This window comes from Chryseobacterium ginsengisoli (genome assembly GCF_039542325.1).
GTDB classification, from domain to species: Bacteria; Bacteroidota; Bacteroidia; order Flavobacteriales; family Weeksellaceae; genus Chryseobacterium; species Chryseobacterium ginsengisoli.
Genome location: NZ_BAABHX010000008.1, coordinates 33,248 through 49,109, shown reverse-complemented (window position 1 = coordinate 49,109; position 15,862 = coordinate 33,248). Strand labels below are relative to the sequence as shown.

At 36.3% G+C, this 15,862-nt stretch carries 5 protein-coding genes; all 5 read left to right on the top strand.

Annotated elements, in window-relative coordinates; genetic code table 11:
• Positions 1-5 precede the first annotated feature (5 nt).
• The 5 genes from ABD940_RS19355 to ABD940_RS19335 all read left to right on the top strand — a co-directional run bounded on the left by ABD940_RS19355 (position 6) and on the right by ABD940_RS19335 (position 15,766).
• A complete protein-coding gene (locus tag ABD940_RS19355) occupies positions 6-3,098 on the top strand; it encodes a T9SS type B sorting domain-containing protein (protein ID WP_345207592.1) in 3,093 nt (1,030 codons plus the stop codon).
• Positions 3,099-3,238: 140 nt separating this feature from the next.
• Complete coding sequence (locus ABD940_RS19350) at positions 3,239-6,334, top strand: T9SS type B sorting domain-containing protein (RefSeq protein ID WP_345207590.1); 3,096 nt, start codon at positions 3,239-3,241, stop codon at positions 6,332-6,334.
• A gap of 134 nt (positions 6,335-6,468) precedes the next feature.
• Entirely contained in the window at positions 6,469-9,300 is a 2,832-nt protein-coding gene (locus tag ABD940_RS19345; protein WP_345207588.1) for a T9SS type B sorting domain-containing protein, read from the top strand.
• 112 nt (positions 9,301-9,412) lie between these two features.
• The gene (locus ABD940_RS19340) at positions 9,413-12,250 is read left to right on the top strand and encodes a T9SS type B sorting domain-containing protein (RefSeq protein WP_345207586.1); all 2,838 of its coding nucleotides are present in this window, start codon (positions 9,413-9,415) and stop codon (positions 12,248-12,250) included.
• Between the two features lie 111 nt (positions 12,251-12,361).
• Positions 12,362-15,766 carry a T9SS type B sorting domain-containing protein gene (locus ABD940_RS19335; protein ID WP_345207584.1) on the top strand — a complete coding sequence of 1,135 codons (3,405 nt, stop codon included), beginning with the start codon at positions 12,362-12,364 and terminating at the stop codon, positions 15,764-15,766.
• Positions 15,767-15,862: the final 96 nt, after the last annotated feature.

The following is a 15,862-nucleotide window of genomic DNA, read 5'->3' as shown; positions in this document are numbered from 1 at the left end:
TGAATATGAAAAGATTTCTATTATCTTTAGTACTAATGTTCCTCAGCATTAATACGCTTTTTGCCCAGAGAGATACAGATCATTGGATAGCTCCTTTTTATGCATCTTTAACGGGATACACAAATGCAGTATACTTATCTACGGATTCTACAACTCCATTTGATGTAAAGATTTATAATAATAACAACCTGATCCAAACTGTTTCTGTTGTTAAAGGTACACCGGTAGCCTATACCGTTCCTACAAATTTAATTAACGGAACCACAACCGCAGACGCATTTAGTGTAGGTACAAAAGGTTTATATCTGAAGGGAGACAAACCTTTTTACTGCACTTTAAGATCTGCTCAAGGATCTCACGGTGAAATCATTACCTCTAAAGGTAAAGCAGGAATAGGTAAAAAGTTTTATGTAGCTGCAGCCCCTAATTCAGCAAATAGTGGCTCTAATAATTTCACTGCAGGAATTTTAGCAACCGAAGACAACACTTTGGTTACAGTTTCCTGGAATACTTCAGGATTAGTTTTCATTGGAGGTACTCCGGGTGGGAACTCTCACTCTTTCACGTTAAATAAAGGACAGTCGTTCATGTTTGCAGGTACGCATACTACAACGGCAAACCAAAACGGATTTATAGGAGCAAAAGTAGTTTCAGATAAACCTATAACACTAACCAATGGAAATGCTAACGGGAATTTCGGAACCAGTACTACTGACGGCTCAGATTTAATTATGGATCAGTCTGTTCCTGTAGAAAGATTGGGAAATACCTTTGCCATGGTAAAAACGAAAGCCACCAATCCAACTTTGAATATGGAAGGTGGAATCGTAGTTGCAACGGAAGACAATACTGAAATTTTTATTAATGGCGCAAGCTCTGCAATTGCTACAATTAATGAGGGGCAATGGTACAGAATCAACGAAACAAGTTACGTAGAGCAAACCGCAGGAAGTGGACATTACAATATGTTTATTTCTACTTCTAAAAATGTTTATTTATATCAATTCATTGGAATACAAGGCTTTTCATATAACGGAGGCTATAATTATATTCCGCCATTGAATTGTTTCTTACCTAGAAAAATTGATGAGGTAGGAAAGATCAATGAAATGCCCGGAATCGCGACAGGCGACATTAATTTCTTAAAATTAAATATCTTAACAGAAGCCGGAGCCACTGTTACCTACAGCATGAATGGCGGACCAGCTACAACACCTACCGCAGCACAAGGGCCTTATCCTTTAACCGGAAATACAAACTGGGTAACTTACGCTATTGAAAATCCCGCAGGAAATCTAACAATTACATCAAACAAAGCAGTAACTGCCGGAATCAACGGTGGATACGGAACAGCCGGATATGGCGGATATTTTGCAGGATTCTCTTCTATTCCTGTAATTGCCAAAAAATCAGGAGAATGTGTGCCGGGTATTGTTCTTGAAGTTGATGACAGTTTTGAAACTTATCAGTGGTATTTGAATGGTGTTGCCATTTCAGGAGCGACATTAAATACATACACTCCTGCCGTTGCAGGAAACTATACGGTAAAAGTAACAATGGGAACTTGCCCTCCTGTTACAACTCCTATTTATAAAGTTTTTGCATGTACGAGAAATACAACAGCAAGTTTAAATGTTTGTGCTACGAAAGTAATCACTCCTACATTCTCATTCACTACAACGCAGACTCCGGTTGCAAGTACGGTAACAATCCTTACTTATCCAACTCACGGAACAGCAACGTTGAACTCTGCAGGACAAATTACTTATGTTCCCAATGCAGGATATTTAGGTCCGGATACAATCGTGTATCAGTTCTGTGGTAATGCAACTGAATTCATTGATTGTGAACATGTAACATTAAATCTAACGGTTGTTCCGTTTGTTTTAACAGATACAACAATCAAAGCTTGTCAGTATAACGGAAAAGGATTTTTTGATCTTACTGCTGCAAATGTGACAACATACGATCCTGTGGTTAAGAAATTCTACCCTACTTTGGCTGATCTTAATGCAGGAACAAATCAGATTACAAATCCTACGAATTATCTTTCGGCAATTGGATTTGTTTATGTAAAAGTAACGACCAGTGAAGGATGTACAGGAAATGCAAAAATCACTTTGGCTTTTCTTCCTACTCCGGTAGTTACTGAAGCAACTCTAAGTGAGTGTTTCCTTGAAAATAATGAAACTAAAGCATCATTCAATTTAACGATTTCCAATGTTTCTACCGAAACTCCAATCATTAAAAAGTATTATCCGACATTTGTAGATGCAAGCAACGGAACAAATGAAATTTTAAATCCTTTAGCTCATATTTCTGGAGATACTGTTATTTATATCAGAGTATATAATTCAAACGGTTGTTATGCGATTGCTAAAGTGAATTTAAAAGTAATTCCTCCGAGAAGATCTACAATATTAGTTGACAAAACGATTTGTATCGATGCAAGAACAAATCTTGATGCAGGACCGGGATATCAGTCTTACCTATGGAGCACAGGAGCGACAACTCAGGTTTTATCGGGAGTAACTGTAGGAGATTATTGGGTAATCCTTAAAGATAACGGATGTTCTATAAAACAATTCGTAAGTGTGAAAAAAGCTGAAGATCCTGTAATATCCGATATTGAAATTTCTAACACTACAGTGACTGTTCATGTGACAGGAGGAAAAGCTCCTTACCAATACGCAGTAGATTCTCCGACAAACTGGCAGGACTCTAATGTATTCACAGGACTTTCGAGAGGTCAGCATATATTTTATGTGAAAGACGCTTATAACTGTACTCCTATTTCTGTTGAAGTAACTGTACCAAACTTATTGAATGCAATTACTCCGAATGGTGATAATAAAAATGACTTTATCGATTACAGTGAATTGGCTTACAAAGACAATCTTACTTTTGTTATCTATGACAGATACGGAAATAAAATTTTCACCGGTGATAAATTCAATAACTACAAATGGGACGGTAAACATTATGATAAAAAAATAGTTACCGGAACCTATTGGTATCATATCAACTGGAATGAACCAAATAAAGAAAAAACTCCAATTAAATATACTGGTTGGATTTTGGTCAAGAACATAGACTAGATTTTTAATATAAAATTTAAAAACCACGATTTTTTCTAAATTGTGGTTTTTTTTATTTATTTAATTGTCCTTTTTTAGAAATATTATTAAGAACTTATCAAATATTCTGTTATTTTTGCAATAATCCTAATTCTATAATTATGAAAAGATTTCTATTATCTTTTGTATTAATGTTTCTCAGCATTAATACACTCTTTGCGCAGAGAGATACAGAGCATTGGATTGCACCTTATTATGCATCCACAACAGGATATACCAATGCGGTATACCTGTCAACGGACTCTGTAACTCCTTTTGACGTAAAAATTTACAGCAATAACAATTTAATTACTACTGTTACCATCAGTAAAGGAAGCCCTCAGTCTTATACTGTGGCTGCCACTGATATTTCAGCTACAGCTACAACGGATGCTTTTAAAGTAATTACAAAAGGTCTGTATCTGAAAGGAGACAAACCTTTTTACTGTACTTTAAGATCTGCACAAGGATCTCACGGTGAGATTATTACCTCTAAAGGTAAAGCAGGAATCGGCAAACTATTTTATGTAGCTAACCCTCCTAATACAAGTGCAGGAACAGGGAGTGCAAATAACTTTACAGCCGGAGTTCTGGCAACTGAAGACAATACCTTGGTATCTGTTTCCTGGAGCACTGCAGGATTGGTTTTCATTGGGGCACCTACAACTTTCACTGGAACCTCTCAGAGTTTTACTTTAAATAAAGGAGAATCGTTCCTTATGTCCGGAAATAATGCTACTGCAGCAAACCTTACAGGGTTTATCGGGGCTAAAATCACTTCTGATAAGCCGGTAAGTCTTACAAACGGTAGTTCCAACGGTAACTTTGGGGCATTAGGTTCAAGCGGCTCAGATTTAATTATGGATCAGTCTGTTCCTGTAGAAAGATTGGGGAACACCTTTGCCATGGTAAAAACCAGATCTACAGCTCCTGCTGAAAACATGGAAGGAGGAATTGTAATTGCAACCGAAGACAATACTGAAATTTATGTTAATGGTGGTACTACTCCTCTTGCAACAATCAATGCAGGGCAATGGTACAGAATCAACGAAACAAACTATATAGAGCAAACTTCAGGAAGCGGGCATTTTAATATGCTTGTTTCTACATCTAAAAATGTTTATTTGTATCAGCTAGTTGGTGTAGGTGTATCAAACAATACTGGAGGCTATAATTATATTCCGCCATTGAACTGTTTCTTACCTAGAAAGATCGATGAGATCGGAAAGATCAATGAAATGCCAAGCGTAACAGGTATTACACTGAAATTGAACATTTTAACAGAAACCGGAGCTACTGTGACTTACAGTATGAATGGTGGAGCTCCAACGACACCTACTGCAGCACAGGGACCTTATCCTTTAACAGGAAATACAAACTGGGTAACTTACGCTATTGATAACCCAATAGGAAACGTAACAGTAACTTCAACTAAAGCGGTAACTGCCGGAATCAACGGTGGATATAGTTCAGCTGGATATGGTGGATATTTTGCAGGATTCTCTTCGATTCCGGTAATTGCAAAACAGACAGGAGACTGTATTCCTGGAATTATCCTGGAAGTTGATGACAGTTATGAAACTTATCAGTGGTATCTGAATGGAAACCCGATTACAGGAGCTACATTAAATACTTTCACTCCGGTAACCGCAGGAAACTATACTGTAAAAGTAACAATGGGAACTTGCCCTCCTGTTACAACTCCTATCTATAAAGTTTTTGCATGTACGAGAAATACAACAGCAAATTTGAATGTTTGTGCTACGAAAGTAATCACTCCGACATTCTCATTCACTACAACGCAGACTCCGGTTGCAAGTACAGTAGCAATTCTGACTTATCCAACTCACGGAACAGCAACGTTGAACTCTGCAGGACAAATTACTTATGTTCCCAATGCAGGATATTTAGGTCCGGATACAATCGTGTATCAGTTCTGTGGAAACGCAACCGAATTCATTGATTGCGAACATGTAGTTTTAACATTGAATGTTGTTCCATTTGTTTTAACAGATACAACAATCAAGGCTTGTCAGTATAATGGAAAAGGATTTTTTGATCTTACTGCTGCAAACGTGACAACATACGATCCTGTGGTTAAAAAGTTCTACCCTACTTTGGCTGATCTTAATTCAGGAACAAATCAGATTACTAATCCTACGAATTATCTTTCGGCAATTGGATTTGTTTATGTGAAAGTAACGACCAGTGAAGGATGTACAGGAAATGCAAAAATCACTTTGGCTTTCCTTCCGACTCCGGTAGTTACTGAAGCAACTTTAAGTGAGTGTTTCCTTGAAAATAATGAAACTAAAGCATCATTCAATTTAACGATTGCTAATGTTTCAACTGAAACTCCAATCACTAAAAAATACTATCCGACATTTGTAGATGCAAGCAACGGAACGAATGAAATTTTAAATCCTTTAGCCCATATTTCTGGAGATACCGTTATTTATATCAGAGTGTATAATTCAAACGGTTGTTATGCAATTGCTAAAGTGAATTTAAAAGTAATTCCTCCGAGAAGATCTACAATATTAGTTGATAAAACGATTTGTATCGATGCAAGAACAAATCTTGATGCAGGACCGGGATATCAGTCTTACCTATGGAGCACAGGAGCTACAACTCAGGTTTTATCAGGGGTAACCGTTGGAGATTATTGGGTAATCCTTAAAGATAACGGATGTTCTATAAAACAATTCGTAAGCGTGAAAAAAGCTGAAGATCCTGTAATTTCTGATATTGAAATTTCAAACACTACAGTGACTGTTCATGCAACAGGAGGAAAAGCTCCTTATCAATACGCAGTGGATTCTCCTACAAACTGGCAGGACTCCAATGTATTTACAGGACTTTCAAGAGGTCAGCATATATTTTATTTGAAAGACGCTTATAACTGTACACCTATTTCTGTTGAAGTAACTGTACCTAACTTACTGAATGCAATTACTCCGAATGGTGATAATAAAAACGATTTTATCGACTACAGTGAATTGGCTTACAAAGACAATCTTACTTTCGTGATCTATGACAGATACGGAAATAAAATTTTCACCGGTGATAAATTCAATAACTACAAATGGGACGGTAAACATTATGATAAAAAAATAGTTACCGGAACCTATTGGTATCATATCAATTGGAATGAACCAAATAAAGAAAAAACTCCAATTAAATATACAGGTTGGATTTTAGTTAAAAATATAGACTAAAAAACTTCTTAATTGAATTTTTTAAACCACGATTTTACCATCGTGGTTTTTTATTTAATTTAACTTTTAATTAATTATTTAAAAAAATTAACAAAAAATTCTATTATTTTTGCAAGAATCCTAATTCCATATCTATGAATAAAATTTTACTATCTTTTTTATTAGTGCTTCTCAGCATTAATACGCTTTTTGCGCAAAGGGATACAGATCACTGGATTGCACCTTATTATGCATCCACAACAGGATATACCAATGCAGTATATCTGTCAACAGACTCTGTAACTCCTTTTGCTGTAAAAATTTACAACAACAACACGCTGATTCAAACAGTTACTATCAGCAAAGGAAACCCTCAAACCTATACTGTAGCTGTAGGTTTGATTACAGCAACAACAACATCTGAAGCCCTTCAGGTAATTACAAAAGGTCTGTATCTGAAAGGAGACAAACCTTTTTACTGCACTTTAAGATCTGCTCAAGGAGCTCACGGTGAGATCATTACCTCTAAAGGAAAAGCAGGAATCGGTCAGTTGTTTTATGTGGCAAATCCTCCCAATACCACAACTGCAGGTACTGGAACAGACAAAAATTTCACAGCTGGAGTTTTAGCAACTGAAGATAATACCCATGTTACCGTTTCGTGGAATACTTCAGGACTTGTATTCTTAGGAGGAACTCCAAGTGGAGGTAACTCTCAGACTTTTACCTTGAATAAAGGACAGTCTTATATTATGGCAGGAAACAATGGTACTGCGGCAAACCTTACAGGATTTATTGGAGCTAAAATTGTTTCTGACAAACCTATTACATTGACAAACGGTAGTTCCAACGGTAACTTTGGAGCTGGAGGATCAAGTGGTTCCGATTTAATCATGGACCAGTCGGTTCCTGTAGAAAGATTGGGAAATACCTTTGCCATGGTAAAAACAAAATCTACAGCTCCTGCGGAAAACATGGAAGGAGGAATTGTAATTGCAACGGAAGACAATACTGAAATCTATGTTAATGGCGGTACTACTCCGCTTGCAACAATCAATGCAGGACAATGGTACAGAATCAACGAAACGAATTATGTTTTACAAGGAGGAGGACATTACAATATGTTTATTTCTACGTCGAAAAATGTTTATATTTATCAATTAGTTGGTGTAGGTACAGCAAATAATACGGGAGGGTACAACTACATTCCGCCATTGAACTGTTTCTTACCAAGAAAAATTGATGAGATCGGAAAGATCAATGAAATGCCAAGTGTAACAGGTATCACATTAAAATTAAATATCTTAACAGAAAAAAATGCGGTTGTTACTTATACTGTAAATGGTGGAGCGCCAATAACGCCTACTACAGCTCAGGGACCTTATTCTTTGACAGGTAATGCGAACTGGGTAACTTATGCGATCGACGGAATTACAGGAAACGTAACTGTGAATTCAAATAAAGCGGTAACTGCCGGAGTAAATGGTGGATATAGTTCAGCAGGATACGGTGGATATTTTGCAGGATTCTCTTCAATTCCATTAATTACAAAACAGATAGGAGACTGTATTCCGGGAATTATTCTGGAAGTTGATGACAGCTACGATACTTATCAGTGGTATTTGAATGGAAATCCAATTACAGGAGCAAATTCAAACAGCTATACTCCTACAACTGCAGGAAATTATACTGTAAAAATCACAGTAGGATCTTGTATTCCTGTAACAACACCGGTTTACAAAGTTTATACTTGTCTTCAGCAATCAACAAAAGCCTTGACGGTTTGTGAAGGATTCCAGTCAGTTGTTCCGGCGTTTACAAACTCTACTCAGACTTATGTTCCAAGTACAGTAACAATTATTACTCCTCCGGCAAATGGTTCGGCTATAATCGACCCGGCTGGTGTAATTATCTATACACCTACTTTCGGATTTGTAGGAACAGATACAATTGTTTACAAATTCTGTGGAAATGATCCTGATTTTACAGATTGTGAGCAGGTAACTTTAACTTTCACAGTTTCAGCAAGTCCTGTTGTGACAGATGCAACTTTAAGAACTTGTTTCTTAAATACAAATCCTGCAACCGGATCGTTTAATTTAACAACAGCTCCGGTAACAGTAACTCCGGGTATTGTTAAGCAATATTATCCTTCTCCTACAGATGCGCAGAACGGAACGAATGCAATTTTGAATCCACTTAATTATATTGCTCCAAACGGGGTTGTTTATATTAAAGTAAGCAATGCGAATGGATGTTTCAGAATTGCAAAAGTTACACTAATTGTTCTTCCTCCGGTTTACTCAAGTATTCTGGAAGATAAAATCATCTGTATGGAAGATAAAACAACATTAGATGCAGGATCTGGATTTACCTCTTATAAATGGAGTACAGGAGCAACGACTCAATCCATCAATAATGTAGCAGTCGGAACATATTGGGTTGATCTTAAAACAGGAGATTGCGTTGCAAGACAGACCGTAAAAGTTTACGCTTCTGAACAGCCTGTTATTTCTAATATTGATATTACAAATAATACAGTTACCGTAAATGTAGTTGGAGGAACAGCTCCTTATCAATATTCAATTGACAATATTCATTGGCAGGAATCTAATGCATTCACAAATGTTCCGAGAGGAAACAATACTTTCTATGTAAAAGATGCTTACGACTGTAATCCTCTTGATGTAGAAGTTACGGTTCCTAATTTAATTAATGTAATCACACCAAACGGAGACGGTGTAAATGATATCCTTGATTATTCTGCATTAGCTCATAAACCAAATTTTGTATTTAATGTTTATGACAGATACGGAACGAAAATGCACCAAGGTAATAAAGCCAACGGATACAAATGGGACGGTGCAGTCGGAGGTAAAAAAGTACCGACTGGAAACTACTGGTTTGATATCAGCTGGAATGAGCCAAACAGCAAACAAACTCCAATAAAATACTCCGGTTGGATCTTAGTTAAAAATAGAAACTAATACAGTTTATTATAAATTATTAAAAACACAGTTTTAAAACTGTGTTTTTTTTATGTTTTTTGCAAGTTTTTAGAAATAAAATTCTATTTTTGTCAAAACTAATCACATGACTATGAAAAAACAACTCTATTTTGTATTCTTATTTGTTTTAGCTTTTATTAATCTTTCGGCGCAAAGAGATACAGAACATTGGTTTGCTCCTTTTTCATCAGCCAATTTATCTACCACTGCAAAACAGGCTGTATATCTTTCGACCGATTCTACAACACCATTCAGTGTTGATATTTACAATAACAATATTGTTATCGGAACGGTAACGATCAGTAAAGGCAGTCCGCAGATGTTTGACATTAATGCCGCCAATATGATCGGTTCTACAACGGCAGATCTGTTTAGCATAGGTACGAAAGGACTTTATCTGAAAGGAACCAAACCTTTCTTTGCTACATTCAGATTTACAGTTCCTGCGCACGGTGAAATTTTGACTTCTAAAGGAAAAGCCGGTATCGGAACAAAATTCTATGCAGTTGTTGCTCCTATTACCAATGCCAGTTCAGGAATGAATTTTACAACAGGGGTTCTGGCAACTCAGGATAACACTACAGTTACCATTTCAGGATATGCAAACAATGTGGTTTTCACAAATGGAACTACCGCTGCTGCAATGCCAACCATGACCATTACTTTAAATAAGGGACAGTCATATATAGTTGAAGGAAGAGGAAACCAACCAGGAAACTTAAAAGGCTTTATCGGTGCTAAAATCGTATCAGATAAGCCAATTTCTTTAACCAACGGAAATTTCTTAGGAGAATATAATATAGGAACTCCATTAACGGGAGGAGACATTGTTATGGATCAATCTGTACCTACAGACAGATTAGGAAAAGAATTTGTTTTAGTAAAAGGATACGGAAATATTTCGTCGGCAACAGAAGATGCTTTGATCGTTGCTACTGAAGATGATACAAAGATTTACGTAAATGGAGACCCAACTCCTGTTGCTACAATTAATGAAGGACAGCATTATAGAGTCAATGAAGTCAATAATAACAATTACATCAATCAGGGGAATGATCATTATAATATGCACGTAAGAACAACAAAAAATGCTTACGTTTATCAGCTTCTCGCAGGAACTGCTACTTCAAGTGCAACAATTGGGTTTAATTATATACCTCCATTGAACTGTTTATTACCAAGAAAAATTGATGAAGTCGGGATGATTGAAAAACTTCCTCCAAGCACATCAAATAATATTAAATTAAATATTCTAACAGAAAAAGGTGCTACTGTTAATTATACAGTTAATGGTGGAGCACCGATCACACCAACTGCAGCTCAAGGACCGTATGATGTAACAGGAACAGTAGACTGGGTATCCTATTCTATTACAGGAGTTACAGGAAATGTTGCAATTACATCTACTAAAGCCGTTACTGCAGGAATTGCAGGAGGAAGCGGTGTAGTTGGGTATGGAGGATATTTTGCAGGATTTACTTCAGTTCCTGTAGTCAGCAAAAGTGGAGATTGTGTCCCTGGAGTTGTTTTGGAAGTAGGCGACAGTTTCGAATCTTACCAGTGGTATCTTGGTCCGAATCCAATTTCTGGAGCGAACAGTTATACCTATACACCAATGCAAGCCGGAACCTATACCGTAAAAGTAGGAATGGGCGGTTGTTTTGCTACAACTCCTGTTTTCGTTGTAGAATCATGTTATGAGCAGGTTACAAAAAGTTTAATAGTTTGTGACGCTCAAAAAATAATCGTTCCTGCATTTACTAATCATAATGTTGCAATTGTTGCAGGAACATTACAAATTGATACACCTCCAACTAAGGGAACAGCTACAATCGATGCAGCAACAGGGAACATTATTTATACACCAAATCCCGGTTACGTTGGTAATGATACTTTAATTTATCATTTCTGCGCAAACCCGGCTACAGGTGTTGGTTGTGAGCAGGTAAAAATGACTTTTATTGTAGATCCTAATCCTACAGTGAAAAATGTTTCTATAAGATCTTGCTACATTGCAGCCAATCCTACTACTGCATTGTTCAATCTTGAAACAGCTCCGGTTACAACACAAACAGGACTGATAAAGAAATACTATCCTACTCTTGCAGATCTTACTAACGGAACAAATGAAATTTCACCTGCATCAGCTTATATTTCATCTGATAAAAAAGTATATGTAAAAGTGATAAATTCTAACGGATGTTACAGCATAGCGGAAATTACACTTGTAGTTATCCCGCCTGTAAAATCTACTGTTTTAGCAGATAAAATCATTTGTATTGAAAATACTGCAACATTAGATGCAGGACCAGGATTTGATGGTTATCAGTGGAGCACAGGAGCAACAACTCAGACGATCAATGTTGGAGTAGGGGCTTATTGGGTTAATTTAAAATCAGGCGAATGCTACACAAAACAAGATGTAAAAGTAATTCAGGCTGTACAACCCGTAATTTCAAGTCTTGATATTAAAAATAATACAATCACTGTGAATGTAATTGGTGGAACTCCAGCGTACAAATATTCATTAGATGGAATTAATTGGCAAGATTCAAACTATTTTGAAAATCTTCCAAGAGGTGAAAACAGCATCTATGTAAAAGATTTTTATAATTGTGAACCAATTGATGTAACAGTAACTGTTCCGAATTTGCTTAATGCAATTACACCAAATGGTGATAACAAAAATGATTATATCGATTATTCGGAATTAGCTTACAAGAAAAATTTGGTTTTCAATATTTACGACAGATACGGAAACAAAGTACATCAGGCAACTCAGTTCAACGCTTATAAATGGGATGGAACGATGTACGGTAAAAAGATTCCTACCGCTACTTATTGGTATGAAATCACCTGGACGGAACCAAACAAAGCCCAGACTCAGATAAAATACTCAGGATGGATTCTTGTAAAAAACGTTGATTAACACTTTATTTTAATAATACTCTGAAAACCATGATGTTGAAATCATGGTTTTTTGTTTATTTTTTAGGCAGGTAACATTTTTTATATTAAATTTGTGTTAAAGGCAATCTGAATGAAAAAAATTCTATCTCTTTTATTTATATTTTATTTTTTCACCTCTACATTTGCTCAATTGGATAGGGAGCATTGGTTTGCGCCTATGGTCGACAGAACAGGAAACCCTAATCCTTATCAGAAATTATATCTTTCCACAAACCGTACGACTTCGTTTCCGGTAAGTATTTATAATAACAATATATTAATTGCAACAGTAAATATCAGTAAAAACAATCCTCAAAAAATTGATATTTTACGTGATTATATTATTACCACACAACAAACAGATCTGTTTACGCCAACCACAAAAGGAATTTATGTAAAAGCAGAATTTCCTTTTTATGCCAACTTAAGATTTTCAGTTTATAATCACGCAGAAATTATAACCTCAAAAGGAATTCCTTCTACGGGAAAATTATTCTACGCTGCAAATGCTCCGATCACGGTAAATAATTCTATTTTGAATTTTATGACCAGCATTTTGGCAACAGAAGACAATACAACTGTTACTATTTCAGGATACAAACCTACGGTACAATTTTCAAACGGAACAACGGGAATCACTACTCCATCGATGACGTTTACTTTAAATAAAGGTCAGTCATATATTATTGATGGTATCGGGACTAATACAGGAAACTTTGATGGTTTTATCGGAGCCAAAATTGTTGCCAATAAAAATGTAAATGTCACCAATGGAAATTTCAACGGGCAATATGCAGGAAATTTCCCTTCCAGTTCAGATATTCTGATGGATCAGGCTGTACCAGTAGAAAGGCTCGGAAATGAATTTGCTTTAGTAAAAGGTAACGGAACTATCGGTTCAAACATGGAAGGAGCTTTGGTAATTGCCACCGAAGACAATACAGAAGTAAGAGTAAATAATGAAGTAACGCCTATTGCAACTTTAAATATCGGGCAATATTTTGTTATTCCTGATTCTAAATATCAGCTTCAGGGAACTAATGGGCATTATAATTTATATATCAAAACCACTAAAAATGCTTACATTTATCAGATTCTTGCAGGAGCAAATACTGCTGGAAATGAAGTAGCAACAGGAGGTTTCAATTTTATTCCGGCTCTTAACTGTTATTTGCCAAAACAAATTAATGAACTTGGTCTTATAGATGAAAACTTTGTTTATTCTAATGGAAACCCGACAGGAATTTTAAATATCCCGACAAAATTAAATATAATCACTGAAAGAGGAGCTGTTCTAACGGTAAATGGAGGTGTTCCACCAGCAACGACCGGACCTTATGATATGACCGGAACAAACAATTGGGTAACTTATGGAATTCCCAATACTACCGGAACAATCACCATAGTTTCTACTAAAGCAATTATGGCAGGAATCAATGCGGGAAGTGATGCAGTTGGCTATGGCGGATTTTTTGCAGGATTTCCAACTCAGCCTGTAATTTTAAAATCAGGAGGAGATTGTATTCCGGGAATTGTTCTTACTGTCGATCCTATTATTTATGACACTTACCAATGGTATGTTGGCGGAGTTTTAATTTCGGGAGCAACAGGCTCTTCGATTACTCCTACACAGTCAGGCTATTACACATGTTCTGTAACGATGGGAAGCTGTGCTCCTTTGGTAACGGAACAATTTAAAGTACTGAACTGTACAAAACTGACTAATACAACATATGATGTTTGTTCAACAAAAACAATCACACCAACATTTACAAACTCTCCACAAACACCTGTTCCAGGAACGGTTTCAATTCTTACAGCTCCAACTTTAGGAACAGCCACTGTAAATGCGACAACAGGAGTTATCACTTATACTGTAACAACTCCCGGAACGGTAGGAACAGATACATTCACTTATACATTCTGTGGAAACAATGTTAACTTCCCTGATTGTGAAACGGTTACAGTGACAATGAATATCCAGGCTTTAACTGTGAATAATGCAACTTTGAATGCTTGTGATAACGGATCAGGACAAGGATTTTTTAATTTAACAACAGCGAATGTTACAAGCAATTCTCCGGTATCGATTACATTTTATCCCACTTTGTTAAATGCACAAAACGAAACTCCAGGCACTGCAATAGTAACTCCTTTAAATTATCCTGCTGCAAACGGAACAATAGTTTATGCTCTTGTACAAAATAATATTGGATGTAAAGCAATTGCACAAATTACACTTAACTTCTACCCTTTTGCCAATGTACTTAATAATTATACCGGTACATTTTGTGATGATAATTTGGATGGCATTGTAAACGTGATTTTATCAAATATCACTCCATTGGTTTTAACTAATCCTACCTATTTTACAAGTGTAAGATATTATGGTGACATCACCAATGCTAATGCCGGAAATACAAATACACTTCCGAATAACTGGAGTTATACTACTACGACGACTATTTACATCAGAGTAGATTCTCCGGACGGTTGCCCACCTGTAATTAAGCCTTTAGTATTTAATATCGGACCTAAAATTCCATTAATTAAGACCACTCACACGGTTACAATGTGTGATGATGATTTGGATGGAATAAGAATGATTGATTTAATGCCTTACATCAGTCAATTTACGGCTGATCCTTCGGTAATAGCAACCTTCCACCCTACTTTATTGGACGCTCAGAATAATACAGCTGCACTTAGTAACCCGATGAATTTAACAGGCTCTTCCACAATCTATATCAGATTTGAAAAAGCCGGAGTTTGTCCTAATATTGCTTCCATTACCATCACCATTAAAATCCCGAAACATTCACTTGTTTTAAATAATAAAGTTATTTGTCCTAAAAATTTAACAACATTAGATGCGGGATCAGGATTTGACAGTTATCTATGGAGCACAGGAGCCACAACACAATCTATCACAAACGTTCCGGCTGGAAGTTATTGGGTAGATCTTACTTTTGACGGCTGTACTTACAGACAGAATGTTACTGTTACAGAATCTCCGCTTCCAATAATTACAACTATTGAAATTAGTGGAAATACAGTTACTATCGGAGCAAGCGGCGGAACTCCTCCTTACGAATATTCTTTGGATGGGGTAAACTGGCAAAGCTCAAATGTTTTCAACAATGTTCCAAGAGGGAATCATATTATTCATGTTCGTGATTCTAATCAGTGTGAGGAAATAACGAGACCTTTTGTTATTATTAATTTAATCAATACAATTACTCCGAATTCAGATGGATACAATGATGCAATAGATTATTCGGCATTAATGGATAATGACAATATTGTGTTCAGGATTTTCGACAGATATGGTGCGGAAGTTTTCAGAGGTTCACCAACTAACAGGTTTATCTGGGATGGAAGAATTACGGGTCGACCGGTGAATACGGCAACTTATTGGTATTTCATCAGCTGGACGGAATTTGGAGGTTTAACGACGGTAAAATATTCCAGTTGGCTTTTGGTAAAGAATTATTAATTTCAAAATTAAAAATGGAAAGATTTTCACATATTTTTAACTAAAACAAATCCTTATAACATTCATTAACAATTTTTACGCAAAGTTTAATATAAC

Excerpts from the sequence above, each read along its gene's own strand:
- ABD940_RS19355 (WP_345207592.1), top strand. The coding sequence starts at position 6 with ATGAAAAGATTTCTATTATCTTTAGTACTAATGTTCCTCAGCATTAAT.
- ABD940_RS19350 (WP_345207590.1), top strand. The coding sequence starts at position 3,239 with ATGAAAAGATTTCTATTATCTTTTGTATTAATGTTTCTCAGCATTAAT.
- ABD940_RS19345 (WP_345207588.1), top strand. The coding sequence starts at position 6,469 with ATGAATAAAATTTTACTATCTTTTTTATTAGTGCTTCTCAGCATTAAT.
- ABD940_RS19340 (WP_345207586.1), top strand. The coding sequence starts at position 9,413 with ATGAAAAAACAACTCTATTTTGTATTCTTATTTGTTTTAGCTTTTATT.
- ABD940_RS19335 (WP_345207584.1), top strand. The coding sequence starts at position 12,362 with ATGAAAAAAATTCTATCTCTTTTATTTATATTTTATTTTTTCACCTCT.